Raw genomic sequence first — 22166 nt, 5'->3', positions numbered from 1 at the left:
AAAACAGTAAGAATCTGTATAGTTTTAATTCTTAACTTCAATGTCTGCTGAATAAATTCCACGTACAGTGCCGTCTGCCAATCGAAGTTCTAGCATGCCATCATGAGAAATACCAAGTGCAATACCTTCAACTGTTTCATGGACCATACTCGCTTTGATTTTCTTACCCGTAATCGCAGCATAGCTCTCCCATAAAATTTTAATTGGCGCAAATCCTTTTTCGACATATAAATCTGTATATTGCTCAAGGTACTTAAGAATAGCCGCCACTAATTGCGCACGGTTAATCATTTCTCCTTTTTCAATACGTAATGAAGTCGCTATTGTTTGAAGTTCTTCAGGGAAATCAGACTGCTGCTGATTGGCATTGATTCCCATCCCTAAAATAATCGCTTTGACACGATCTGGATCGGACTGAAGCTCTGTCAGGATACCTGTAACTTTTTTGCCATTTATTAATATATCGTTCGGCCACTTGATAACTGGTTGAATATCCGCCACTTCTTCAATCGCGCGAACAATTGCGACCGCTGCAACCAATGTCAGTTGTGGCGCATATTGAGGTGCCAAATCAGGACGAATAATCAAACTCATCCAAATACCACGATTTGCTTTTGACTTCCAAGGTCTCGCCAAACGTCCTTTGCCCGCTGTCTGCTCTTCCGAAATAATCAACGTACCATCTTCCGCACCATTTTGCGCATCTTCATGTGCAATGGTCTGCGTAGTAGGCACGGTTGTAAAGTAATTAATAGTATGACCGTAGCGGTGTGTCGTTAAATATTCGGTGATATTTCCTTGATTGACTAAATCCGGTGCTTCTATTAAGTAATAACCTTTTTTACGTTGTGACCCAATTTCATAGCCCTCTTCTTCAAGTTCTTTTATATATTTCCAGATTGCTGTGCGCGAAAGACCGAATTCATCGGCAATATCTTGACCCGATATGGGCTCACCTTGTGCGGCAAATAATCGTTTTAATAATTCATTTTTCACGGGAAGTTTCATTTATAAACCATTCCTTTATCGCCAGTGCGTCATTTTCGATTTGTCCGTAGACAACCGCTCGTTCAATTTTCATAATCCAATCACTTGTCCATCTGCCACCACTTTTTCCTGACCATATTAATAAATCTTTTCCTGTGAAAGCCAGGTCTGCACGTTGCAGAATCGGCAATTGCTTTTTATGTTGTTCAATTTGCTGACTGCTGAGATCATGACCTTCATGATTGGTGTAATAGATTCTCCCCACTACTTCCAGTACGTCGGTTGGATAACTATAGAAATCCCAAGGGTCAAATGGTCGTTGTGTACGTACAGAATATGCTTCTTCATATAGTTTCAAGAAGCGTTTTTCTTCATTGGATAATTTGTAGAGCCTAGCTAGGTCTGTTGCCGATGTGTCCGTTACATTCAGCATCGCTCCGAATCCATGACGTGCGTGAAGAAAAGGTGTATAGCGATCCAGTGATTCAAACGCTATAAATAACTCGGGAAATAGTTTGGGTAATCCAATTTCACGTCCGTAATGAAAAGCCCGTGATGGGTTCAGCCCTTGAAACAGTTTATCCATTTCTGATTTGATCCGTTCAATTGCCACATGACGCAATGAAGGGGCCAGTTGTCCCATCGAATGCAAAGTTTGCCATTCTATTTCAAAATCCAAGACTGATGAAAAACGTAAAGCACGGAAAATTCGCAGCGGATCTTCTTGAAAACGTTCTTCCGGTTTTCCAACAGAACGAATTATCTTATGTCTCAAATCTTTGAGTCCATCAAATAAATCAATAAGTTCTCCGTCTACTGTCATTGCGAGCGCATTGACAGTAAAGTCACGGTGTTGCAAGTCCTCTTGCAATGATGTTACATAGACGGTATTACTCAGTTCGTTGTATGTACTGTCTGTCCGGTACGTCGTCACTTCAATCGGCTCGCCATGCATAAGCACAAGGATCGTACCATGTTCAATGCCTATATCAATCGTGTGGCGAAACACCTCTTTCACTTGATGCGGTGTGGCGGAAGTCGTAATGTCAATATCCAATGGTTTTTTACCAAGCTCGGCATCACGTACTGCACCCCCAACAAATACGGCCTCATAGCCCGCTGCGTGCAATTCTCTAAGTATTTTCCGGCTCGCTGCTGAACCGAATGAAGCTGTCATTTCATCGCCGCCACTTCATAATATAACTCTTCATATTGTTCTACTATCGATTCGGAACTGAATTCTTCCACTACAGTTCGCATAGCATTCCTCTTCATTTGTTGATGTAATGTGGAATCACTCAGCAACTGTGTCACACGATTTGCGACGGCTTGTACATCACCTAATTCCACCAAAAATCCGTTGACCCCATCTTCCACAACTTCTGGAATACCACCTATCGCATTTGCTACAGCTGGCACACCACAAGCGAACGCTTCAAGTAGCACGAGACCAAACGCTTCTTTCTCGGAAAGCAACAGCATCACATCACTGATTGATAATAATTCAGGCAGATCATCACGCTTCCCTAGGAATAAAATGTCATCTTGCAACCCATTATCCTCAACATATTTCTCCAAATCAAATTTCTCCGGGCCTTCACCCACTAATAACAATTTTGCTTTATGCTGCGGATCCAACAAACGGAAACTTTCGATAATATCGGGAATACGCTTCACTTTACGGAAGTTAGATATATGAATTAGGACTTTTTCATCCGCTGCAATGCCGAGTTCTTCCCGAAGATGTCCCACTTCACGTGGATAATACTTTTCCTCATCGATGAAGTTATAAATCGTTCGTATTTCTGTCGTCGGTTGTAGCAACTCGATCGTTTCATTACGTAACGATCGTGATACAGCCGTGACACGATCAGATTTATTAATACCATAAGACAATGTATTTTTTAATGCAGGGTCGTGACCGAGAATCGTTACATCGGTGCCATGTAGGGTTGTAATGATGCCAATAGATGATTGTGCCATATCTTTCGCCAGAACAGCGGAGATCGCGTGTGGGACTGCGTAATGGACATGCAGTAAATCCAGCTGTTCTGATTCAATGACTTGCGCGATGCGGTTGGCAAGGGCGATGTCATACGGAGGATACTTGAATACTGCATACCCTTCTATCGTCACTTCATGAAAATGGATATTCGGATGGATATCTAAAAATCGAAACGGTTTACTAGATGTAATATAATGCATCTCATGACCTTTAGCCGCCATTTTTAGTCCTAACTCCGTTGCCACTACACCCGACCCTCCGAGTGAAGGATAACAAATGACGCCTACTTTTAATTTTCTTTGTTGCATACGTTAACCGCCTCACTGCAAAAGTTTAATCTATAATTTTTTCAAGCCCGTAAACGAATCGTGTAGAAGAAACAGATTCACGGATCGCCAATAGGATTCCTGGCATAAAGGATTTTCGGTCGAATGAATCATGTCGGATTTTGAGCAATTCTCCTTCACCGCCAAGTAGCACTTCTTGATGTGCTAGTAATCCCGGTAAACGAATACTGTGGATTTTCATTCCTTCAATATCTGCACCACGTGCACCTTTAAGTGTCTCTTGTTCTTCTGGGTGCCCTTGAATGTGAGCTGCACGTACTTCACGGATCATCTCAGCTGTCTTGACAGCTGTTCCGGACGGTGCATCCAATTTGCGATCATGATGCATTTCGAGTATTTCAACGTCGCCCAAATAACGAGCAGCTTGTTGAGCAAATTTCATCATGAGAACCGCGCCAATAGAGAAGTTCGGTGCAATAATACAGCTTTTTTGCTGTTCATTAGACAAGTTCTCTAAATCTGTAAGCATTTCAGCAGTCAAGCCGGATGTTCCAATTACCACGTCCATGCCGAGTGACAACGCTTGACTTGCGTTAGCGAATACAGCATCTGGATCTGTGACATCGAGTAATACATCGGGATGGTGTGCAGCATGCAACGCTTCGAGCGATGTATAAATCGGTATCCCGTCTTTGGCATCTGTAACTGTTCCATTATGTAAATATTCCCCGTCATGTTTATAATCAAGTACTGCCACAATCTCAATGTCTGCTGCTTCCGTGCCTGCTATTATAGCAGTCCCACCCATTCTTCCACGTGCACCTGCTATCGCTAATTTAATCGTCATTCTTCTTCCTCCTTTTTCGTCCAACGGTCTTTATCTCTTGTGTTGAATTTTGTCATTACAGAATCAAGCGCTTCGGATAAATCAATTTGTTGTGAGTTGGCAAAACAAATGAGGACGAATAATAGATCGCCCGTTTCTTCCTCCAACGTTCGTACGGCCTCTGTAGATTTTTTCTTCTTCATACCGTAGCGATCCTGCACTTCACGGGATAATTCCCCTAACTCTTCTGTTAGCCGAGCGATGAGTTCCATTGGAGGAAAGTATCCTTCTTTAAAGCGGGTTATGTATGTATCCACATCTTGTTGCAATTGTTCCATTGTTTTAGTCATCGTAATCCACTCCCCTTCCTATCGTATGCATTCTTCTAGCTATTGTCAAAATATAATATTTAGCACATACTATGTATATTGCACGAATGGTCGAATGATAATACGCGCGTATATGGGACAAGCTACATAGAACAAGAAGCTCAATTACATCTAGAGTCAATTAACGGGAGGAGTGTTGTGTTTGTTCACTGGAATTCGTATACGAAATATCTTATTGATTATGTTAGGTGCAGCACTATTTAGTTTCGGACTTGTGAACTTTACGATTCAACATGAACTGGCAGAAGGTGGATTTACCGGGATTACCTTGATTTTGCTGTTTGCTTTCAATTGGGATCCCGCTTTAATGAACCTAGTGCTGAATATTCCGATGTTCATAATAGGCTGGAAAATGCTCGGTAGACGCTCCTTTATTTATACTGTCATTGGTACGATAGCAGTGTCGCTTTTCATTAAAATCTTCATGAAGTATCAAGTGAACATTCATATGGAAGGTGATCTGTTTCTGGTCGCGTTATTTGCCGGCGTTTTCATCGGTGTAGGACTAGGTATTATATTTAGAAGCGGCGGGACGACAGGTGGCTCAGATATCATTGCGAGACTCGTGCATAAAAAATATGGAATTACAATGGGCAAAACGATGTTTGTGTTTGATGCAGCTATTATTTTGTTATCGTGGGCTGTCTATTTAGATTATCGCTCCATGATGTATACATTAGTTGCGTTATTCGTCGGCGCACGTGTCATTGATTTCGTGCAAGAAGGAGCATACTCCGCCAGGGGTGCATTCATCGTCACAAGCTTCCCGGATGAAATTGCTAGTAAAATCTCAGATTCAATGGAAAGAGGCGTGACAGTATTCAAAGGTTACGGTCATTTTTCAAAAGAAAATCGTGAAATACTTTATTGCGTAGTCGGAAAAAATGAAATGATTCGATTGAAAAATCTCATCACTTCAGTAGATCCCGAAGCATTCGTCTCCATGATGGAAGTGCATGATGTGATGGGAGAAGGATTTACATTGGATGAACAGAAACGACCTATAGGTGATTAAAAAAATCCTTCTGCATGAGCAGAAGGATTTTCTCTTTATTAGTCGCGGTTTGTAAAGATTAAAATCAAACGAACTAGTTCAAGTACTGCTACTGCAGTAGCGGCAACATATGTCATCGCGGCTGCACTCAATACTTTTTTCGCTTGTGGTTCTTCATCGTTACGGATGATACCTAGTTGAACGATTTGATCCATCGCACGTGATGATGCGTTAAACTCTACTGGCAATGTGACAATTTGGAATAGTACTCCAACCGCCATCAACAGAATCCCGATACCTAGCAAAGAGTTCATGCTAGAGAAGATGATCCCGATCATGATGAATACCCATGATGCGTTAGAAGTTATACTTGCGACTGGCGCCAATCTGTGGCGGAAACGCAAGAATGAATAAGCCTCTTTGTCTTGAATAGCATGGCCAACTTCGTGCGCCGCTACTGCTGTACCCGCTACAGAAGATTCGTGATAGTTGCTTGTGGACAATGCCACGATTTTTGTCATTGGATTATAGTGATCCGTTAAGAATCCTTGGCTTTCCACAACTTTTACATCATGTAAACCATTTTGATCCAGAATGAGTCTCGCCACTTGAGCACCGGTCATCCCAGAAGTAGAACGAATCTTTGAATACTTTTTATATGTGCTTTTCACTTTAAATTGCGCATAAATAGGAAGCAATAAAATGATACCAAAGTAAATCCAGAACACGTCTATCTCTCCCCTTTCTCTCTACCCTTAATTTTATAATGTTTACTTACTTACTGCAACTATTAACTACGCTTTCAATGTCTGTAAATCCAGTCTTGACTTGTAATTCCACATAGCAATAGCAATACAAGCAATGGATAACCAAAATGTGAAATAACCAATCTGAGGACTGAATTGCGTCAGGTCATGATAAATCGGCATTTGTCCGAAAACATAATCGATGACATCGTTATGAAGTGTCCAAATTGCGGCAATCGCAATATGCCAAGCTGTAAACTTATACTTTGGCAGGTACAAGATTCCTTGCAATGCCATCGCGAAGTGAGAGGCAATCAACATCCAGCCTACCCAGCCGATTGAACCCGTTACAACGAGTGTCAACAAATTCATAGCGACAGCCCATAAGCCATACTTTACTAACGTGATGAGTGCAAGAGCCTCCATCAATTTAAAGTTTCGATTGAGTAACCAGCCTATTATTGCGATACAAAAAAACAAAGTAGCTGTAGGACTATCCGGTACGAAAATCCAGAATTTCGGCTCAGTGATTTCTAATTGCCACATATACCAATCATAGCCGTAGACCGAGCCTATTATATTAATAAAAAGAAGGATCCATAAGAATGATTTATGTGAAAGGATCATCCAGATTTGTGCCCATAACATTCGCAAAAACATCACCACTTCCATCGGAATGTATTACTTCTATGTATAGTTTATTTACGGATAAATATATAGAAAAAAAGAGTCAGTTTCCTGACTCTTTTTTCTTACTTCGTTTCTAGCTCAGATATAAATTCAGCAAGTACTTGAAGATCTTCATCTGAACCTTCCCATGTACCAGCAGGCATTGAACCTCGGCCATCATGAGCGATTTCGATAATTTCTTCAGCTGTCATACCTGTGTTAGTTAACGGCAAGCCCAATCCACCTTGGAAGGAGTCACCGTGACAGCCAATACAGGAAGAGCCCTGATAGATCTCATACCCTTCAGCCGTTTCATCATATTCTACTTCATCCACAATTGCACCTTGAACTTTTGCTGCTTCCCAGTCGTGGTTTTCGACTGATTCCCAAGTCAAGTAGAAGATAGCTAAGAATGAAAGAATCATGAAGCCTGTTGGCAATGGACGCTTAAATGGACGTCTCTCTTTCGTTGTATCCATGAATGGAACTAGCATTAATGCCATAACTGCCAATCCAGGAATTACGATCGCACCGATCACGTTATAAGGACCGGAAGCGAATTCATATTTCAATAGCTGATACATGAATAAGAAATACCAGTCTGGTACCGGTATATACATTGTATCCGTCGGGTCCGCTTGACGCTCAAGCGGTGACGGGTGTGCAAGAGTAACGATTAGATAGCCGATTAAGAAAACCGCTCCAACCATCCACTCTTTCAATAGAAAGTTTGGCCAGAATGCTTCGGTTTTACCCGGATATTCTGAGTAGTCTTTTGGTGTATTCGCCATCTTGCCTGAAGCCTTGATGCGCGAATCCCCAACAAATTTCATCCCTTTTCCGCGGTGCATGTTATTCCCTCCTTCTTAAATTTCAGATGACCCTAACCATAAAACTGGTTCTTATAGTGGTCCGGAAATACCTTGTCTTCTGATCATGATAAAGTGTGCTGCAAGCAACCCAAGCAAAGCAGCTGGTAGGAAAAATACATGAATCGCGAAGAATCTTGTTAACGTCTGTGCACCTAGAATCGTGGAATCACCCGCGAGAAGGATTTTAATCTGTTCTCCGATGAAAGGTACTGACGCGGCAATCTCAATCCCAACTTTTGTTGCAAATAGAGCTTTCATATCCCAAGGTAATAGATATCCTGTGAATCCAAGACCTAGCATTACGACGAAGATCAATACTCCGACGATCCAGTTCAATTCACGAGGCTTCTTATAAGACCCTGTAAAGAATACACGCAAAGTATGTAGGAACATCATTACGATAACTAACGAAGCTCCCCAGTGGTGCATCCCTCGCACAAGTTCACCGAATGCAACATCGTTTTGAAGGTAGAAAACTGATTTCCATGCGTTTTCAATATCCGGTGTGTAATACATTGTCAGGAACATACCAGACAAGATTTGGATAACCGTTACGAAAAACGTCAAACCTCCGAAACAATAGATGAATGCAGAAAAATGATGTGCAGGGTTTACGTGCTCAGGTACTTCGTGGTCAGCGATATCTCGCCAAATTGGTGTGATATCTAACCGTTCATCCACCCAATCATAAATTTTATTTAACACTGCGGTCGTACCCCCTTACCCTTTAGACTAATGTGTTCGGTATTACTCCACCTAGATAGACAAATCCGTCGATGACATCTACTTCAAACTCATCAAGCGGTCCAAGCGGCGGTGTTCCTGGAATATTATCACCATTTTTCTTGTAACGTCCAGCGTGACAAGGGCAGAAAAACTCGTTTTTATGCTCGTCGCCTTCCCAGTTAACTGTACACCCTAAGTGTTTACAGACCGGAGAAAGTGCTATGACTTTGTCGCCTTCTTTGTAGACCCAAGCCGTGTTAGATTCGTCAGAAGTATACCATGCATCTTGTCGATCTTTGATTGTATAGTCTACACGAACCGGTACTTCCGAAAGATCGGCTTCTTTTTGCGGTGTTGGAATCATGTCGGAACCGCCGGCACTAGCCAGAACGGGATCAATTGCGAAACGAATCATCGGCATCAGCATTGCAGATGCCATGAACCCACCAGTTCCCATTAGTGTATAACTCAGGAACGTGCGTCTTGACACTTTATTGCTCATCAGTAATTTCCCTCCTCTTACTCCAAAGTCAGTCCCACGGACATTCTTTTGCTAATTGTAATACTAGGACATATCTATGATATATCAATATGTAACTAAATTCAATAATGCTTTTAGTAGGTACTTAAGTTTGTGGACAAATATTAAGATTTGGTGACAAACGACGATCTCCCTTTAAATAAGTTGCAACTAGTGCTTGTACCCTTTTGAGGACGGTGTTTAGAGTGCGTCTGTACTGATAATGACATGAAATTTGATTTACTTCAAGTTCTAAGACGAAATGAAGTAGCGCTCTTACGTCAAGAGCACAACACCGTAGCACAAATTACCTACCTAACACTAAGTCAGCCTTCAATAATCATAACTTGACCCTACTGCACGTTCCAACTCTCCATAAAATGTGTCAGGACTTGCCTTAGCTGGTCTTCCATGATGGTCTGGCGTAGATGGTTGTCCATAGTCTCCAAAGGGATAGACGGTAGCCAGACAACTTTACCTTCCACCGTCACGCTCGTCCACTTAGGATCCGTCGTAAGATAGAAGACATGTGTAAAGGAAGATTTTTTCAAATCCTCCGACAGTGTGTCCGCCATTTGCTGCAAATCTGTTGACTGCGTGTACGAAACGGGCGGCATGAACATCATACGCCCCTTGAACTGCTTCTCTATGAACATTGACAGATTCATCAAGAATTCAGAAGAGGAAGCACTGTTTTTCATCGTTTCAGGTCGTGTGTCTATAGCTATTAAAGGCACAACGACAGTATCAATATATTCTTTCTGATTGATATACGTATCCACATCTTTCGGAACCCAATTCATTGTCATTCCTCCTTGCATCACTCAGTAAAGTTTAGCCTATATTTTCCCTCAACGCAAACCAATGATTCCACCGCGGAGGGCGAAATCATTGGCTTATGTCTTTATCTTTTTTCATCTCATTCAACATAGCTGTTAAGCTTATGAACAGCTCACGGTCACCGTTGTCCAGCGCTTCGTCGATTCTCTTCAGCAACATGTCATTTGTCGTTAATGTGAAACTTTCTTCCAACAGCTTTTCCGCTATTTGTTGGTCTTTCTTTTTCTTCAGCAGATCTTCCGGCAAATAAGGATTCTCTTCCGCCACACTCGCATACTCGGGACATTTATTACTGTGTTTGAAATTCAGTTGGATGAACATATCCTCGTCAGGATGCAGTCTGAGGTCGTGAAAGGACTTTTCCGCATCAGCTGTCATCAAAGTACCCTTGTAGAAGCGAAAAGGGATACTGTCCACTTCTGTCGTAGAAATGATCATGGCGCGTGGACAGTGATGAGCCTCATTTGTAAAATGAACATTCGTTAATAAATGTTCGTTGCTGAGAAGATAATTTAAAATCCATACACATTCCCGCCGCTTTAATCGATAGCGCTTTAAAAACCACCTTAAAAATTCTTTTTTGGCAGCTACAGGAACCATGGCCTTCATCTTACCCCTCCTCTTCAGATTGCGCGATGTATGCCGTCCATTCCTCTTCATGCGGAGCGATTCTAACTAACTGCTGAATTATCGATAACGCTTCATCGCGCTTACCTTCCTCCAGCAAGAACCGTGCATATTGATCTAAGAAAGCAGCATCTTCGTTCATCCCATCATATGCTTTGAAATACATTTCATACGCTTTTTCGTAATCTTCTGTGCGTTCATAAGCATATGCAAGAAAAGCATGAAGTAAAGGGATTTCTAATTGATCTACTTCGGAGAACGTCAGTAAATCAATTAACGCTTCGTCTTTTTCCTGATTTTCATAAACCGAAGCCAGCGTTACGAGTGCATCTATATACTCCGGATCTAAAACGAGCGCTTCTTTCAAATGTTCTTCTGCTTGTTGTGGGATTTGCAGTTTCAGAGCAGATTTTCCTGCCGCCAGCTGCAATTCTTTATCGAACTCATCACGTTCAATACCTTTTGTGAAAAGCTCTAACGCTTTGGCGTCTTCATTTTGTTGTGCATAGCTTTGACCCGCAAGCATATAAGCAGAGAAGTAATCTGGATCCATTTCTAACAACTGCTCAAGACGTGTGACTGCCTCCGAGTAGCGTGCAGTTTGATAGTATGCCAATCCTAATCCGAACAATTCTTCAGGATTCGCTTCCTTGTCAAGTAATGCCTCATAAAAAGGAATGGCTTCCTCGTACGCCGCACCTGCACTGTAGGCTTCTGCGAGACGCGAGGACAGACGTACCCCAGCGATTTCTTCAGTTGCCTCGTGAAGCTTTTCATATATCCTCACAGCCTCACTGTATCTTCCTGATTCCAACAGAAGTTCTGCTTCCGCTAGTTGGATTACCGGTTCGTGCGGAGCCAACGTTGCGGCTTCACGCACTTTAGATAATGCCGTTTCTGCAAGTCCGAGCATTTGATAATAATCCGCTTGTGCAAGCAATGCTTGTACATACTCATCTTCATCTGGCGAAATGTCCGTCAGCAATAATAAGGCTTCGTCCTCTTCACCCAGTTCCAGTAAAGCCGCGGCGCGATCTATTTTCAACTGAGCTTCATCCGGGAATACTACCAATAACTGAGAAAATATATCGTCTGCTTGTCCGATGAATCCATATTCGATCAAAAGATTTGCAACATTGTATAATGCGTCATACTCGTTAGCAGCTTGCAGTTTCTGTATTTTATCTTGTAGAGCATCTAAATCCCCATCGAGTACTATTTGCTCCAATTCCTGCAATACATTCATTTTTTCACCTGAGCTTTCTATTCTACTTTATTGATTGACTAGCTCCGATAGATCTTCGAAAAAGTGTGGATAAGAAATCGCGATACAAGATGGATTATCGATATGAACAGGACTTGACGTGATCAATCCCGCTACCGCTGCCATCATGCCTAAACGATGGTCACCGTATGATTGAAGTGTAGCTCCCGTTAGCGGTGTCGGCCCATTAATAATCATGCCATCTGGTGTAGTCTCGATATCTGCTCCGAGTTTCCGTAATTCCGTAGCGACAGCTTCAATACGATCCGTTTCTTTGACACGAAGTTCTTCTGCATCCTTAATAATGGTCTTTCCATCTGCTTTTGTTGCCAATAAAGCAAGCACAGGAAGTTCATCGATTAATCTCGGAATCAAATCACCACCAATTTCAGTTCCTCGCAGACTCGAATGCTTTACTCTTACAGTGCCATAACGCTCACCCGAAAACCCTTGTTCATCTGATAATTCAATTTCTACACCCATCGCTTCTAGTACATCCAGTATACCTGTTCGTGTAGGGTTCAATCCAACTTTCAAGAACGACACATCACTATCTTTCACTAATGCCGTCGCTACCATGAAAAACGCTGCAGAGGAAATGTCCCCTGGTACGACGACATCTGTTCCTGTCAGTTGCTGTCCGCCTTCGATTCGGATTACTTGATCTTGTTGATCCAGCTTCGCGCCAAATTGTACTAGCATGCGCTCGGTGTGATCACGTGATACAGCAATTTCTGTAACAGACGTAGTGCCCTGTGCTTGAAGACCGGCAAGTAATACAGCGGACTTTACTTGTGCACTAGCAACCGGCATCAAATAGTCAATTGCTTGTAACGCTTTCCCAGTGATGGTAAGTGGTAAATAATCAACCGTTCCTTTGCTCGTGATATCAGCACCCATTTCTTCTAAAGGTTCCGTCACGCGCTTCATTGGACGCTTGGATAAATACTGATCTCCACACATTTCAGATGTTACGGAAGAACCGGATAAAATGCCTAACATCAAACGGGCGGTCGTTCCTGAGTTACCCGCATCAAGTGCTTCAGCGGGAGTCTGCCAATTCGCAATGCCAGGACTCTCAACAGTCACATTCGTGCCGTTGCGGGTAATCTTTACACCAAGTTGCTTGAACATTTCAATCGTACTCAGACAATCTTCACCATCCAAAAATCCACTGATTGTTGTTTTACCTTTTGCAATTGATCCCAACATAACCGCGCGGTGGGAAATTGATTTATCTCCAGGTACTTGTAAAGCGCCGCGAAGAACCGGCTTATCAAATGAAACCGTTTGTTGTTCTGACATTACGCTCTCCCCCTCTTAAAGTACGTGCATAGAATAGTCAGTTTCTGCTGTCAATACTTGACGAGCTCTCTTACGTTCAGTAGCTGACTGGAAGCTGATAACTAAAATACCGTACACATCTGTACGTGTTTCTACGATTCGTATATTGGTCAAACTAATATTGGCAGTTGCCAGGATTTTTGTAATTTCGGAAATCACACCCGGATGATCCGGTACGTCGATGTGTAAATCAAACGTCATGTAGAGTGCCCCTTGAACCGCCCCTTCATTTGTAGAAGGAAGTTGATCGCGGTAATTTTTTGCCTGCGCAAAGAAATCAAAAATACGTTCCGGATTATTGTCTTTCAGCATGGCACGAATGCTATTCATTTCTTCGAGCCAGCCATCTACTTGCGATAATAATTCTTCACGGTTTTGGATCGTGATATCTCGCCACATGACAGGATCTGCCGAAGCAATGCGCGTTAAATCCCGGAAACCACCTGCAGCCAATTTTTTCACAAACGGTTGTTGTTCTTCCTGTGCAGCCAAGCGGCCAACTAAAGAAGAGGCTACAATGTGCGGGAAATGGCTAATGATCGCTGTCATACGGTCGTGCTCTTCCGCTTGTAGAACAATCAATTTAGCTTTTGTTGGTAATAGCAATTTTTCAATAACGTCGATTTGGTCTTCAGTCGTTGATTCATTCGGCGTCAGAATATAATACGCGTTTTCAAAAAGATGTTCCATCGCAGCAGATACACCACTTTTATGGGAACCTGCCATTGGATGACCACCTATGAAGGTGATCCCTTTTTCTTGTAGGATCTTCGCAGCATCCATAATTGGTTTTTTCGTACTCCCTGTATCAGAGACAATTACATGTTCTTTAAAGTCCCAGTCTATTGCTTCTTCAAAAAGAGCAACCGTCGTATTAACAGGCGTCGCAAAAACAACAAAGTCAGCCTGTTCACAGGCTGATTTTGCAGAAGGTGCGACGGTATCTATGATGCCTCTGCGAAATGCTTCGTCAGCAGTTGCATACGAGCGGTCAAAACCTACAATATGAATTTCTGGATTTCGTTTTAATGCTAGACCAAGTGATCCACCGATCAATCCGAGTCCAATTATACTTACAGTCGTTTTCATTGTCATCTATCCTTATTGGTTAGTTAATAGTTGATCGAACGCTTTAAAGAAGCCTGTATTTTGTTCATGCGTTCCTATCGTCACGCGAACAAATCCTGGTGTGCCCAGCAGATTTCCGCTGCGGACAATATAACCGTTTTGCAATAACACTTCGCATGCCGCATCTGCATCCCCAGGTACAGCAAGTAATACAAAATTAGTAGCAGACGGATAGATTGCCAATGCATGCTGTTTCGCATAGTCTGCGTAGCGTCTTCGTTCTTCATCATTTTTAGTCACACACTCTTTTAGAAACTGCTGATCTCGAAGGGCAACTTCTGCTACAGCTAATGCGAGTGAGCTGTTGTTGAATGGATTCCGTACTTTATTGAGCTCAGATACAACGCTCGCGTTAGTTACACCATAGCCTATTCGGAAACTTGCTAGGCCGTATGCTTTAGAGAACGTGCGAAGTATAATCAAGTTCGTATAGTCATGGATCCACTGCACCGCATCTTGTTGTGCTGGTTCCGTAACAAATTCAAAATATGCTTCATCGAGAACAACAAGTGCGGTTTCAGGTACCCGATCTAAGAAGCTTTTTATGGATTCACTCGATAATAGATTACCTGTCGGGTTATTTGGATTACATACCCAGATGACAGCTGTTTCTTCATCAGCAACTTTTAAAAATCCTTCTAAATCGTGGTCGCCATTTTCAAGCATAGCCACTTCACGAATTTCGGCACCTTCTACTTTTGCGTTATGTGCGTACTGAGGGAAAGTCGTGGAAGCCATCACCGTATTAGTACCGGGTTGTAGTATTGCGCGGGAAATGATTGTGACAATTTCATCTGAACCATTACCGAATATAATTTCATTCGGATCGATTTGATGGAACTCTGCAAGCTTTCCGCGTAATCCTGCAGTGTAAGCATCTGGATAAATTTCAAATTGGGCTGCCTTTGAACGTAAATATTCTGCGACTTCAGGTGATGACCCGTAAGGATTTTCATTTGAAGCGAGCTTATGTACTTCTTGCAGACCATATGTACGTTTTACATCTTCTAATGAACGACCGGGTGTATAAGGCTTCATCGTGTGTAAAATTGGTTTCCACTTCATAGGATCGCTCCCCTTTACTTCTGTTTTGTTATTTTTGTAAATCAGGTCGTAATTGAACTGCGTTATTTTGATAGATATGTTGTATTTCCTCTTGTTTCTTGGAAGTATTGACGTTCATCATGACGCGTATACACTTACGCATAGAGCCTGGCACATCGATTTCATGTGTACACATGACCGGTACATACGTCCAACCTTCAATCGAGCGGATCGCTTTTGCAGGAAATGCCGCTTTGACATCTACTGTAGTTGAAACTATTACAGAACCGACATCTTCCGGTTTGAATTGATTCGCCTCTGCCATTTCAAGTACAAGAGATTCTGTCGCCTGTAACACTTCATTAGCTTCATCATGTTCAACTGTTGTCGCACCTCTAATTCCCCTTACGCTCATACGATTCCCTCGCTTTCCAATTTTGCTTTAAATTCCTCAAATGCTGCCTGACACTCTTCTGAACTAATCTCTTTCACAAAAGGTGTACCGATTTTTTGTAATAAAACAAAATTCATCTTACCGAATGAAGCTTTTTTATCCTTTTGCATATAGGATAATAACTCTTCGAAACTATAAGAGAATACTGGCTTAAATGTATAGCCATTTTTATTAGCAAAATGAAGATAGCGATTCGTGAATCCTTCTGGTATATTACCGTGTTTTTCACTTAGCAAGAAGGCATAACCCATACCAATCATGACACATTCACCATGACTGAGGCTACCGAATCCAGAAGCCGCTTCCACTGCATGTCCAAATGTATGGCCGAAATTCAGAAACTTGCGCGTGGAATTCTCAAACTCGTCTTCTCCCACGATATCTGCTTTCACCTTGATGCCTTGCAGTAATTCTTTTTCAAGCCACTCTATAGAAGGTGTAGAAAACTGTTCTTTTCCCAGTAATTCCTCTGTCCAAAGCGGATCCGAAATAAAGGCATGCTTGATCAATTCCGCCAAGCCTGAACGCATTTCTGAAGCAGGCAATGTTTTGAATACATCGGTATCAAACAACACGGCTGACGGCTGATGGAATGACCCCACCATGTTTTTCCCTTCCGGCATATTAATGGCTGTTTTGCCACCAACTGCACTGTCATGCGCAAGCACAGTTGTCGGACATTGGATAAAGCGAATACCACGCATAAACGTAGCTGCCACAAAACCTGTTAAATCCCCACAGGCTCCTCCGCCAAATGCAATCAGGAGTGAATTTCGTGTAAAACCTTCAGTCAGTAAGAAAGACTGACAATCTACGTATACTTCTGGCATTTTACACTTCTCGCCGCCAGGTACGATTTTCACCGATACCTCGCGACCAGAACGTACTAGTGCTTCTTGCAGTAAAGGAAGGTGTAGCTCTGCCACTTGTGCATCGGCAATAATTCCAATTTTATCTGTCGTACTTAGCAATTCTGCATATTCAGTTGAAAATAATTCATAGGTGTTCGAACCTACATAGACATCGTATTGGTGATCACGGACGGAAACAGTTAACTTATCCATCTTAAAACTCCTTTACATATTGTCTATATTGTTCAATGTCCTTCTGTAAACCATCCATTGTATCCGAACGGAATTCTTCCATGATTGCTTTAGCCATCTCTGTAGCGATGACATGTTCAGCTACAACAGATGCAGCAGGTACTGCACAAGGGTCGGAACGCTCAATCGTCGCAACGAAGGATTCCTTTGTATCAATATCTACGCTTTCTAGTGGTTTATAAAGCGTCGGAATGGGTTTCATTACACCTCGAACTACGATCGGCATACCCGTCGTCATTCCGCCTTCAAGTCCACCTAAACGATTGGATTTGCGGTAATAACCCAGCTCTTCATTCCAGCTGATTTCATCATGTACTTCACTGCCTGGCATTTTGGCCATATCAAATCCTAAGCCTACTTCAACGCCTTTAAAAGCGTTGATGCTCATCATAGCACCTGCAAGTTTGCCATCCATTTTGCGGTCGAACTGCACGTAACTACCAATTCCCGGAGGACATCCTTCAATGATGACTTCTACTACGCCACCAAGTGTGTCGCCACGCTTTTTAATATCATCTATAGCTGTTGTCATTTTGACAGACGCGTCTGGATCCGCACAATATACTGCATCTTCTTCAACAATCGCACGCAGTTCTTCTATGGATAGATCTGCATAAGCGGCAGGATCTGTTTCAATGCCGCCAATTTCCGTAACATGGGCTACAGTTTCGATCCCAAGCTGACGCAAGAATTGTTTCGCTACTGCTCCGATTGCTACACGCATCGTCGTCTCACGTGCAGATGAACGCTCCAAAACATTTCGCAAGTCACGATGGCCATATTTCATACCGCCGACTAGATCTGCGTGTCCAGGACGTGGACGAGTGATCTGACGCTTCACATCTTCCGGATTTACGTCTTCAGGAAGTGGTTCTACGCCCATGATGCCTGTCCAATGTTTCCAATCATCGTTAACAACTGTTAGCGTAACTGGTGACCCTATCGTTTTGCCATGACGCACACCTGATGAGATTTCTACACGGTCCTTCTCTATTTGCATTCTACGGCCTCTACCGTGACCGCCTTGTCTTCTCTTTAATTCTTTATTGATCATCTCAGCCGTTAGCTCCATCTGTGCAGGTAATCCTTCAATGATGGCAGTAAGCTGTGGACCATGAGATTCTCCAGCTGTAATAAAGCGCATATTCCATTCCTCCGTAACGTGGTTTAGTGTTTTTTTCTATAAAAGAATGTATCTACTGATTCAAAATTGTATTTTTCAGGATTGAATATTTGTTCTGTGCTTCCAACGAACAGAATACCACCTGGTTTAAGTGCTTTGGAGAAGTTAGCATAAATTTGATCTTTCGCTTCTTCAGTGAAGTAAATCATCACATTACGGCAGACAATCAAGTCGTAATTCGTATCATAGCGATCTTCCAGCAAGTTTTGCTGTTTGAACGTGACCGTCTTCTTAATATCTTCTACTACTTGATAGGAAGCACCTTCTTTTATGAAGAATTTATCAATGATTGGCTTTGGCACTTCTTTTAATGCACGATCATTATAAAGGCCTACTTTGGCCCGATTCAATACACCCATATCTAAATCCGTTGCAAAAATAGAGATATCACGTAATGGAAGATAAGTTGATAGAACCATTGCAAGCGAATACGGCTCTTCGCCGGTAGAACAAGCTGCACTCCAAATTTTCAATCGCTTATTCTTCTCCAATAATTGGGGAAAGATTTTTTTCTCCAAGACGTTCCAACGTATGGCGTTGCGGTAAAATTCTGACACATTAATCGTCATGCGGTCCAAGAATTCTTCCAATAAGTCTTTGTCCGTTTGAATAGCTAGAGAGTAATCTTTAAAATTACGAAAGCCTTTCTTTTCATATAGTGAAGTGAGTCTTCTCTTCATCTGGGCTTCTTTATACAAAGACAAATCAATCCCGGTTTTCTTCTTGACCCCTTGAATTAACATCGAATAATCAGACATTTAACAACCCCCTGTTGCCTTTTCTTTCTTATGTACGTTCTTATTATAGCGGAAAAAGTATGTCGTATGTATAAGAAAAACAGCCATGCGAAATTCGCTCGGCTGTTCTTGGCGATTAATTAATCCAGTTGTTCACTGTTTTGTCATAAGTCACAAGCTCTTCTTCTTTAAAGAACAAGTTAATCTCGCGGCTTGCTGACTCAGTTGAGTCTGAACCATGAATAATATTCTTGCCTACTGTTACAGCGAAATCTCCACGAATAGTTCCAGGAGCTGATTCTTTTGGATTTGTAGCACCCGTCATTAAGCGTGATGTAGAGATTACGTTCTCGCCTTCCCATACCATTGCGAAAACTGGTCCAGAAGTGATGAATTCTACAAGTTCTCCGAAGAATGGACGTTCTTTGTGCTCTCCGTAATGCTGTTCAGCAAGTTCTTGAGAAATATTCATTAATTTCCCGCCAACTAGTTGGAATCCTTTACTTTCAAAACGACCAACGATTTCACCAATTAAGTTACGTTGTACGCCGTCAGGCTTTACCATTAAAAATGTTCTTTCCATCTCTAAAACACTCCTTCAATCTTCTATAGGGATAATCCCTTTTAAATCGTAACATTGACGCCTTTTTCTTTCAACTATTAACAAACATCGTCAATATTTTCGTTGGCCGATAAAATCAGCAATTTGAGTCAAAGCTTTCTTTGACTTGCCATTCGGCAGACTTTCCAATTCCTTCAGTGCTTTGATCAAGTACAAATCACTTACATGCTGTGCTTTTTCAATGGCACCACTTTGTCGAATATAACGAAGCATCGCTTGTCTATCCGATTCTTCCATCTCTCCGGTAAATGCACGTTCCATATAAGGCTTGAACTGTTCATCATCTTTTATGTATAGAACAGGCAGTGTAATATGACCATTTAATAAGTCGCTTCCTGCCGGTTTACCAAGTTCTGCATCTGTTGAAGTGATATCTAAAATATCATCGATGATTTGAAATGCCATTCCAGTGAAGTATCCGTATCTCTTTAGTTTCCGTACAGTCTGAGCGTCCGCATCTGCACTGAGCGCGCCGAGTTCACAACTGGAGGATAGTAATAAAGCGGTTTTCCGCTTAATACGTTTTAAATAGTCGCGCAGATCTTGATCAGTTTGTTGTTGGAAATCAATTTGAATAATTTCCCCTTTGCATATCTCAAGCATCGTTTCAGCAAGAATCTGATGTACAGGTGCTTTTTCGATATTACCGATAGATGTTAGCGCCCTTGAAAAGATGAAGTCCCCTGCATACATAGCCACTCGGTTGTTCCACTTCGCTTTGACGGTTTCTAAACCACGCCGCATATCTGAATCATCAATTACATCATCATGGACGAGAGATGCCATGTGAATCAACTCAAGGGATACTGCAATCTTCGCAGCATTTTCCAGCGAATAGGTTCCGAATTGTGCAGCCATTATAACGAAAATTGGCCGAATCCTTTTTCCACCAGCTTTCAATAAATGCAAGGAAGCTTGACGAACAATGGGAGAAGAGGATTGCACGGAGCGCTCAAGCTCTTTTTCAATATAGGACATATCTTTGCGGAAATCCGTATAAAGCGACATCAACTTAATTTTTTCCAACCCCATTACCTTCTCCCGTGTATTCATTATTTGTAAGCGATATGGCCTGCCGCCGCACCGCCACTGTAAGACTTATACGAAACGTCTTGATATCCAGCATCGACAAAAAGCTGTGCTAGCTCTTTCATGCCTGGGAAATCATTCGCCGATTCTTGAAGCCAAGAGTATTCTTTATAACTTTTTGCAAACAGCTTACCGAATAACGGCATGATATATTTGAAATAGAAGCGAAACCCTTGACGATAGACAGGTATTTTAGGTTGAGACGTTTCCAAACATACTGCCATTCCACCCGGCTTTAATACGCGTCGCATTTCTTTTAATACAGTCAAGTAATCAGGAACATTGCGTAGACCAAAACCGATTGTCACATAATCAAATGTATTGTCCGCAAAAGGAAGTGACATGGCGTTGCCTTGAACCAACGTAAGATTCGGGTAAGGCGTTACTTTGTCTCTGCCGGAATCCAGCATGTTGGCACTGAAGTCTAAACCGACAACTTTACCAGTAGGTCCTGTAGCTTGAGCCAATGCGACTGTCCAATCTGCAGTACCACAACAAACGTCAAGTGCTTTAGCTCCTAACTGTACATTCATGCGTTCCATTATATCGTTCCGCCATTTAATATGTTGATTGAAACTGATCACGGAATTCATTTTATCATAGTCTGTAGAAATTTTTTCAAAGACGTTATGAACTTTTTCTTCTTTTGAGACCGCCACAGTTCGTCCCTTCTTTCTTCACTTCAGTTTACTTTCTTATGGGTTCGTCATTTTCTGCAACTCTGCTATAACTTCAGTATGTAAATAAAAGCTGTTCTCTAATCTGTTGTTTAGCTGTAGCTGTAATTGCTTGATCCAATCTTGTGTATCATTCGTACTCGGCACTAGATGCGGAAACTTCATTCGATTCAAATCCTGGTGTCTGCTGTCAAGCAACCAGACGAGAGGAAAAATAGTCTCTACGATGTGTGTGTAGCGACTAAAGCCGAACGTCTCGAAGAATTCCACAATACATGCACTTTCCACTTCAGCGATTAACTGCAACCGCTCGTCAAGAGTAGTTGGCGGCGCTTGAAGCAATGTCGTCTTGCATTCATTGACCCTGCCGATTGCTACTGACAAAGAACGAATGAGATGGAAGTTTGGGATCGACGCTAACAGCTTATAGTGGATACCACTGAAGTGATCACCCGCAAGAACCATCAATTGCTGTTCTTTGGATGAAGCATCAACGATATCGATTTGATCATGGACATCAAAAGCCGTATGGATGGCACCAATCGCCAACGCTGCGGTTTGCATCTCATCTGTCCACTGCTCGCCGTTAAGCAAAGGCAATAGGAGCAACGAAGCTTTACGCCTGTCAATCGGAGCATGCCCTGCATCACGTTCGACCACTGGCTGATAAATAGCACGTCGCAAATGGTGTATATAATTGTCGACTTGGTCAGTGAATCCTTTTGTTTCCATCAGTAAGCTCCATTCCCGTAAGGATACGGTCATTCTTTTTCTTCGCTTTCAATTACGCCGTGAGCTGTATGAATTTCAGCTTCTCCCCGAATCTTTATAGCGGAGGTATGCTCGGTAAACTGCGCGATCATGACTTCTCCTCTATCTAGCTTTTCGGTATGGTGAAACTTGGTATCATTGCCTCTCGTGAGACCAATGACATTCACTCCATCTTTTTTCGCTTTGATAATTAGATAATCTGGTTGTGTCATTTTCGCATCTCCAGTCTATATATAATCCTAATGATAGCATATACAGCAAG

26 protein-coding genes are annotated in these 22166 nt (G+C 42.2%); 1 reads left to right on the top strand and 25 read right to left on the bottom strand.

What is annotated here, in order from left to right; all coding sequences use genetic code 11:
* Positions 1-24 precede the first annotated feature (24 nt).
* The 5 genes from CSV72_RS01250 to CSV72_RS01230 are packed head-to-tail and all read right to left on the bottom strand — an operon-like array spanning position 25 to position 4455.
* Complete coding sequence (locus CSV72_RS01250) at positions 25-1008, bottom strand: biotin--[acetyl-CoA-carboxylase] ligase (RefSeq protein ID WP_099676767.1); 984 nt, start codon at positions 1006-1008, stop codon at positions 25-27.
* Positions 986-2164 (bottom strand): CCA tRNA nucleotidyltransferase, encoded by a 1179-nt coding sequence (locus CSV72_RS01245; RefSeq protein WP_099676766.1) that lies wholly within the window; start codon positions 2162-2164, stop codon positions 986-988. The genes CSV72_RS01250 and CSV72_RS01245 overlap by 23 nt, the downstream gene beginning before the upstream one ends.
* A complete protein-coding gene (gene bshA, locus CSV72_RS01240) occupies positions 2161-3300 on the bottom strand; it encodes an N-acetyl-alpha-D-glucosaminyl L-malate synthase BshA (RefSeq protein ID WP_099676765.1) in 1140 nt (379 codons plus the stop codon). The genes CSV72_RS01245 and bshA overlap by 4 nt, the downstream gene beginning before the upstream one ends.
* A 25-nt stretch (positions 3301-3325) precedes the next feature.
* Positions 3326-4126 (bottom strand): 4-hydroxy-tetrahydrodipicolinate reductase, encoded by an 801-nt coding sequence (gene dapB, locus CSV72_RS01235; protein ID WP_099676764.1) that lies wholly within the window; start codon positions 4124-4126, stop codon positions 3326-3328.
* A complete protein-coding gene (locus tag CSV72_RS01230) occupies positions 4123-4455 on the bottom strand; it encodes a nucleotide pyrophosphohydrolase (RefSeq protein ID WP_099676763.1) in 333 nt (110 codons plus the stop codon). The genes dapB and CSV72_RS01230 overlap by 4 nt, the downstream gene beginning before the upstream one ends.
* 181 nt (positions 4456-4636) lie before the next feature.
* Here CSV72_RS01230 and CSV72_RS01225 point away from each other — a divergent pair, with 181 nt between their 5' ends.
* Positions 4637-5509, top strand: a complete 873-nt coding sequence (locus CSV72_RS01225) for a YitT family protein (RefSeq protein WP_099676762.1) — start codon at positions 4637-4639, stop codon at positions 5507-5509.
* 38 nt (positions 5510-5547) lie between these two features.
* Here the strand turns inward: CSV72_RS01225 and CSV72_RS01220 are convergent, their stop codons facing one another.
* The 20 genes from CSV72_RS01220 to mtrB form a co-directional block, all read right to left on the bottom strand.
* Positions 5548-6216 (bottom strand): zinc metallopeptidase, encoded by a 669-nt coding sequence (locus tag CSV72_RS01220; protein WP_029053027.1) that lies wholly within the window; start codon positions 6214-6216, stop codon positions 5548-5550.
* 66 nt (positions 6217-6282) lie between these two features.
* Complete coding sequence (gene lhaT / locus CSV72_RS01215; RefSeq protein WP_233191040.1) at positions 6283-6882, bottom strand: lipoprotein heptaprenylglyceryl N-acetyltransferase LhaT; 600 nt, start codon at positions 6880-6882, stop codon at positions 6283-6285.
* Between the two features lie 104 nt (positions 6883-6986).
* Positions 6987-7754, bottom strand: a complete 768-nt coding sequence (locus CSV72_RS01210; protein ID WP_099676761.1) for a menaquinol-cytochrome c reductase cytochrome b/c subunit — start codon at positions 7752-7754, stop codon at positions 6987-6989.
* Between the two features lie 51 nt (positions 7755-7805).
* The gene (qcrB, locus tag CSV72_RS01205) at positions 7806-8480 is read right to left on the bottom strand and encodes a menaquinol-cytochrome c reductase cytochrome b subunit (protein ID WP_081244540.1); all 675 of its coding nucleotides are present in this window, start codon (positions 8478-8480) and stop codon (positions 7806-7808) included.
* Between the two features lie 22 nt (positions 8481-8502).
* A complete protein-coding gene (locus tag CSV72_RS01200; RefSeq protein WP_085133401.1) occupies positions 8503-9006 on the bottom strand; it encodes a QcrA and Rieske domain-containing protein in 504 nt (167 codons plus the stop codon).
* A 368-nt stretch (positions 9007-9374) separates the two neighbouring features.
* Positions 9375-9824, bottom strand: a complete 450-nt coding sequence (locus CSV72_RS01195; RefSeq protein WP_158232107.1) for a DUF2487 family protein — start codon at positions 9822-9824, stop codon at positions 9375-9377.
* Positions 9825-9909: 85 nt separating this feature from the next.
* Positions 9910-10470, bottom strand: a complete 561-nt coding sequence (locus tag CSV72_RS01190; protein WP_099634686.1) for a ReoY family proteolytic degradation factor — start codon at positions 10468-10470, stop codon at positions 9910-9912.
* Position 10471: 1 nt separating this feature from the next.
* A complete protein-coding gene (locus CSV72_RS01185; protein ID WP_099676759.1) occupies positions 10472-11734 on the bottom strand; it encodes a tetratricopeptide repeat protein in 1263 nt (420 codons plus the stop codon).
* Between the two features lie 27 nt (positions 11735-11761).
* The gene (aroA, locus tag CSV72_RS01180) at positions 11762-13057 is read right to left on the bottom strand and encodes a 3-phosphoshikimate 1-carboxyvinyltransferase (protein WP_099676758.1); all 1296 of its coding nucleotides are present in this window, start codon (positions 13055-13057) and stop codon (positions 11762-11764) included.
* A gap of 15 nt (positions 13058-13072) precedes the next feature.
* The gene (locus CSV72_RS01175; protein ID WP_099676757.1) at positions 13073-14185 is read right to left on the bottom strand and encodes a prephenate dehydrogenase; all 1113 of its coding nucleotides are present in this window, start codon (positions 14183-14185) and stop codon (positions 13073-13075) included.
* A gap of 12 nt (positions 14186-14197) precedes the next feature.
* Complete coding sequence (gene hisC / locus CSV72_RS01170) at positions 14198-15289, bottom strand: histidinol-phosphate transaminase (protein WP_099676756.1); 1092 nt, start codon at positions 15287-15289, stop codon at positions 14198-14200.
* Between the two features lie 28 nt (positions 15290-15317).
* The gene (gene aroH, locus CSV72_RS01165; protein ID WP_099676755.1) at positions 15318-15683 is read right to left on the bottom strand and encodes a chorismate mutase; all 366 of its coding nucleotides are present in this window, start codon (positions 15681-15683) and stop codon (positions 15318-15320) included.
* Complete coding sequence (gene aroB, locus CSV72_RS01160) at positions 15680-16786, bottom strand: 3-dehydroquinate synthase (protein ID WP_099676754.1); 1107 nt, start codon at positions 16784-16786, stop codon at positions 15680-15682. Before aroB ends, aroH begins: the two co-directional genes overlap by 4 nt.
* A 1-nt stretch (position 16787) precedes the next feature.
* Positions 16788-17969: a chorismate synthase gene (gene aroC, locus CSV72_RS01155; protein ID WP_099676753.1), complete on the bottom strand. Its 1182-nt coding sequence runs from the start codon at positions 17967-17969 to the stop codon at positions 16788-16790.
* Between the two features lie 23 nt (positions 17970-17992).
* A complete protein-coding gene (locus CSV72_RS01150; protein ID WP_099676752.1) occupies positions 17993-18766 on the bottom strand; it encodes a CheR family methyltransferase in 774 nt (257 codons plus the stop codon).
* 115 nt (positions 18767-18881) lie between these two features.
* Complete coding sequence (ndk, locus tag CSV72_RS01145; RefSeq protein WP_085428805.1) at positions 18882-19328, bottom strand: nucleoside-diphosphate kinase; 447 nt, start codon at positions 19326-19328, stop codon at positions 18882-18884.
* Between the two features lie 90 nt (positions 19329-19418).
* Positions 19419-20393, bottom strand: coding sequence for a polyprenyl synthetase family protein (locus tag CSV72_RS01140; RefSeq protein WP_099634727.1), 975 nt, complete (start codon positions 20391-20393; stop codon positions 19419-19421).
* A 26-nt stretch (positions 20394-20419) separates the two neighbouring features.
* Entirely contained in the window at positions 20420-21115 is a 696-nt protein-coding gene (locus tag CSV72_RS01135) for a demethylmenaquinone methyltransferase (protein ID WP_099676751.1), read from the bottom strand.
* A 36-nt stretch (positions 21116-21151) separates the two neighbouring features.
* Complete coding sequence (locus CSV72_RS01130) at positions 21152-21865, bottom strand: heptaprenyl diphosphate synthase component 1 (protein ID WP_233191039.1); 714 nt, start codon at positions 21863-21865, stop codon at positions 21152-21154.
* 29 nt (positions 21866-21894) lie between these two features.
* Positions 21895-22116, bottom strand: coding sequence for a trp RNA-binding attenuation protein MtrB (gene mtrB / locus CSV72_RS01125; RefSeq protein WP_099634675.1), 222 nt, complete (start codon positions 22114-22116; stop codon positions 21895-21897).
* Between the last annotated feature and the right edge of the window lie 50 nt (positions 22117-22166).

It is taken from the genome of Sporosarcina sp. P20a (genome assembly GCF_002743175.1).
Lineage (GTDB): Bacteria > Bacillota > Bacilli > Bacillales_A > Planococcaceae > Sporosarcina.
The sequence above is the reverse complement of the archived record's forward strand: the minus strand, read 5'-3'. Positions and strand labels throughout refer to the sequence as shown.

What these genes read in the sequence shown, in the direction of transcription:
- CSV72_RS01210 (WP_099676761.1), bottom strand. Translation starts at nt 7,754, where the DNA reads ATGCACCGCGGAAAAGGGATGAAATTTGTTGGGGATTCGCGCATCAAG.
- CSV72_RS01245 (WP_099676766.1), bottom strand. Translation starts at nt 2,164, where the DNA reads ATGACAGCTTCATTCGGTTCAGCAGCGAGCCGGAAAATACTTAGAGAA.
- CSV72_RS01230 (WP_099676763.1), bottom strand. Translation starts at nt 4,455, where the DNA reads ATGACTAAAACAATGGAACAATTGCAACAAGATGTGGATACATACATA.
- CSV72_RS01175 (WP_099676757.1), bottom strand. Translation starts at nt 14,185, where the DNA reads ATGAAAACGACTGTAAGTATAATTGGACTCGGATTGATCGGTGGATCA.
- CSV72_RS01150 (WP_099676752.1), bottom strand. Translation starts at nt 18,766, where the DNA reads ATGTCTGATTATTCGATGTTAATTCAAGGGGTCAAGAAGAAAACCGGG.
- CSV72_RS01190 (WP_099634686.1), bottom strand. Translation starts at nt 10,470, where the DNA reads ATGAAGGCCATGGTTCCTGTAGCTGCCAAAAAAGAATTTTTAAGGTGG.
- CSV72_RS01250 (WP_099676767.1), bottom strand. Translation starts at nt 1,008, where the DNA reads ATGAAACTTCCCGTGAAAAATGAATTATTAAAACGATTATTTGCCGCA.
- aroH (WP_099676755.1), bottom strand. Translation starts at nt 15,683, where the DNA reads ATGAGCGTAAGGGGAATTAGAGGTGCGACAACAGTTGAACATGATGAA.
- ndk (WP_085428805.1), bottom strand. Translation starts at nt 19,328, where the DNA reads ATGGAAAGAACATTTTTAATGGTAAAGCCTGACGGCGTACAACGTAAC.
- dapB (WP_099676764.1), bottom strand. Translation starts at nt 4,126, where the DNA reads ATGACGATTAAATTAGCGATAGCAGGTGCACGTGGAAGAATGGGTGGG.
- hisC (WP_099676756.1), bottom strand. Translation starts at nt 15,289, where the DNA reads ATGAAGTGGAAACCAATTTTACACACGATGAAGCCTTATACACCCGGT.
- aroC (WP_099676753.1), bottom strand. Translation starts at nt 17,969, where the DNA reads ATGCGCTTTATTACAGCTGGAGAATCTCATGGTCCACAGCTTACTGCC.
- CSV72_RS01130 (WP_233191039.1), bottom strand. Translation starts at nt 21,865, where the DNA reads ATGGAAACAAAAGGATTCACTGACCAAGTCGACAATTATATACACCAT.
- CSV72_RS01185 (WP_099676759.1), bottom strand. Translation starts at nt 11,734, where the DNA reads ATGAATGTATTGCAGGAATTGGAGCAAATAGTACTCGATGGGGATTTA.
- CSV72_RS01195 (WP_158232107.1), bottom strand. Translation starts at nt 9,824, where the DNA reads ATGAATTGGGTTCCGAAAGATGTGGATACGTATATCAATCAGAAAGAA.
- aroB (WP_099676754.1), bottom strand. Translation starts at nt 16,786, where the DNA reads ATGGATAAGTTAACTGTTTCCGTCCGTGATCACCAATACGATGTCTAT.
- lhaT (WP_233191040.1), bottom strand. Translation starts at nt 6,882, where the DNA reads ATGTTATGGGCACAAATCTGGATGATCCTTTCACATAAATCATTCTTA.
- mtrB (WP_099634675.1), bottom strand. Translation starts at nt 22,116, where the DNA reads ATGACACAACCAGATTATCTAATTATCAAAGCGAAAAAAGATGGAGTG.
- aroA (WP_099676758.1), bottom strand. Translation starts at nt 13,057, where the DNA reads ATGTCAGAACAACAAACGGTTTCATTTGATAAGCCGGTTCTTCGCGGC.
- bshA (WP_099676765.1), bottom strand. Translation starts at nt 3,300, where the DNA reads ATGCAACAAAGAAAATTAAAAGTAGGCGTCATTTGTTATCCTTCACTC.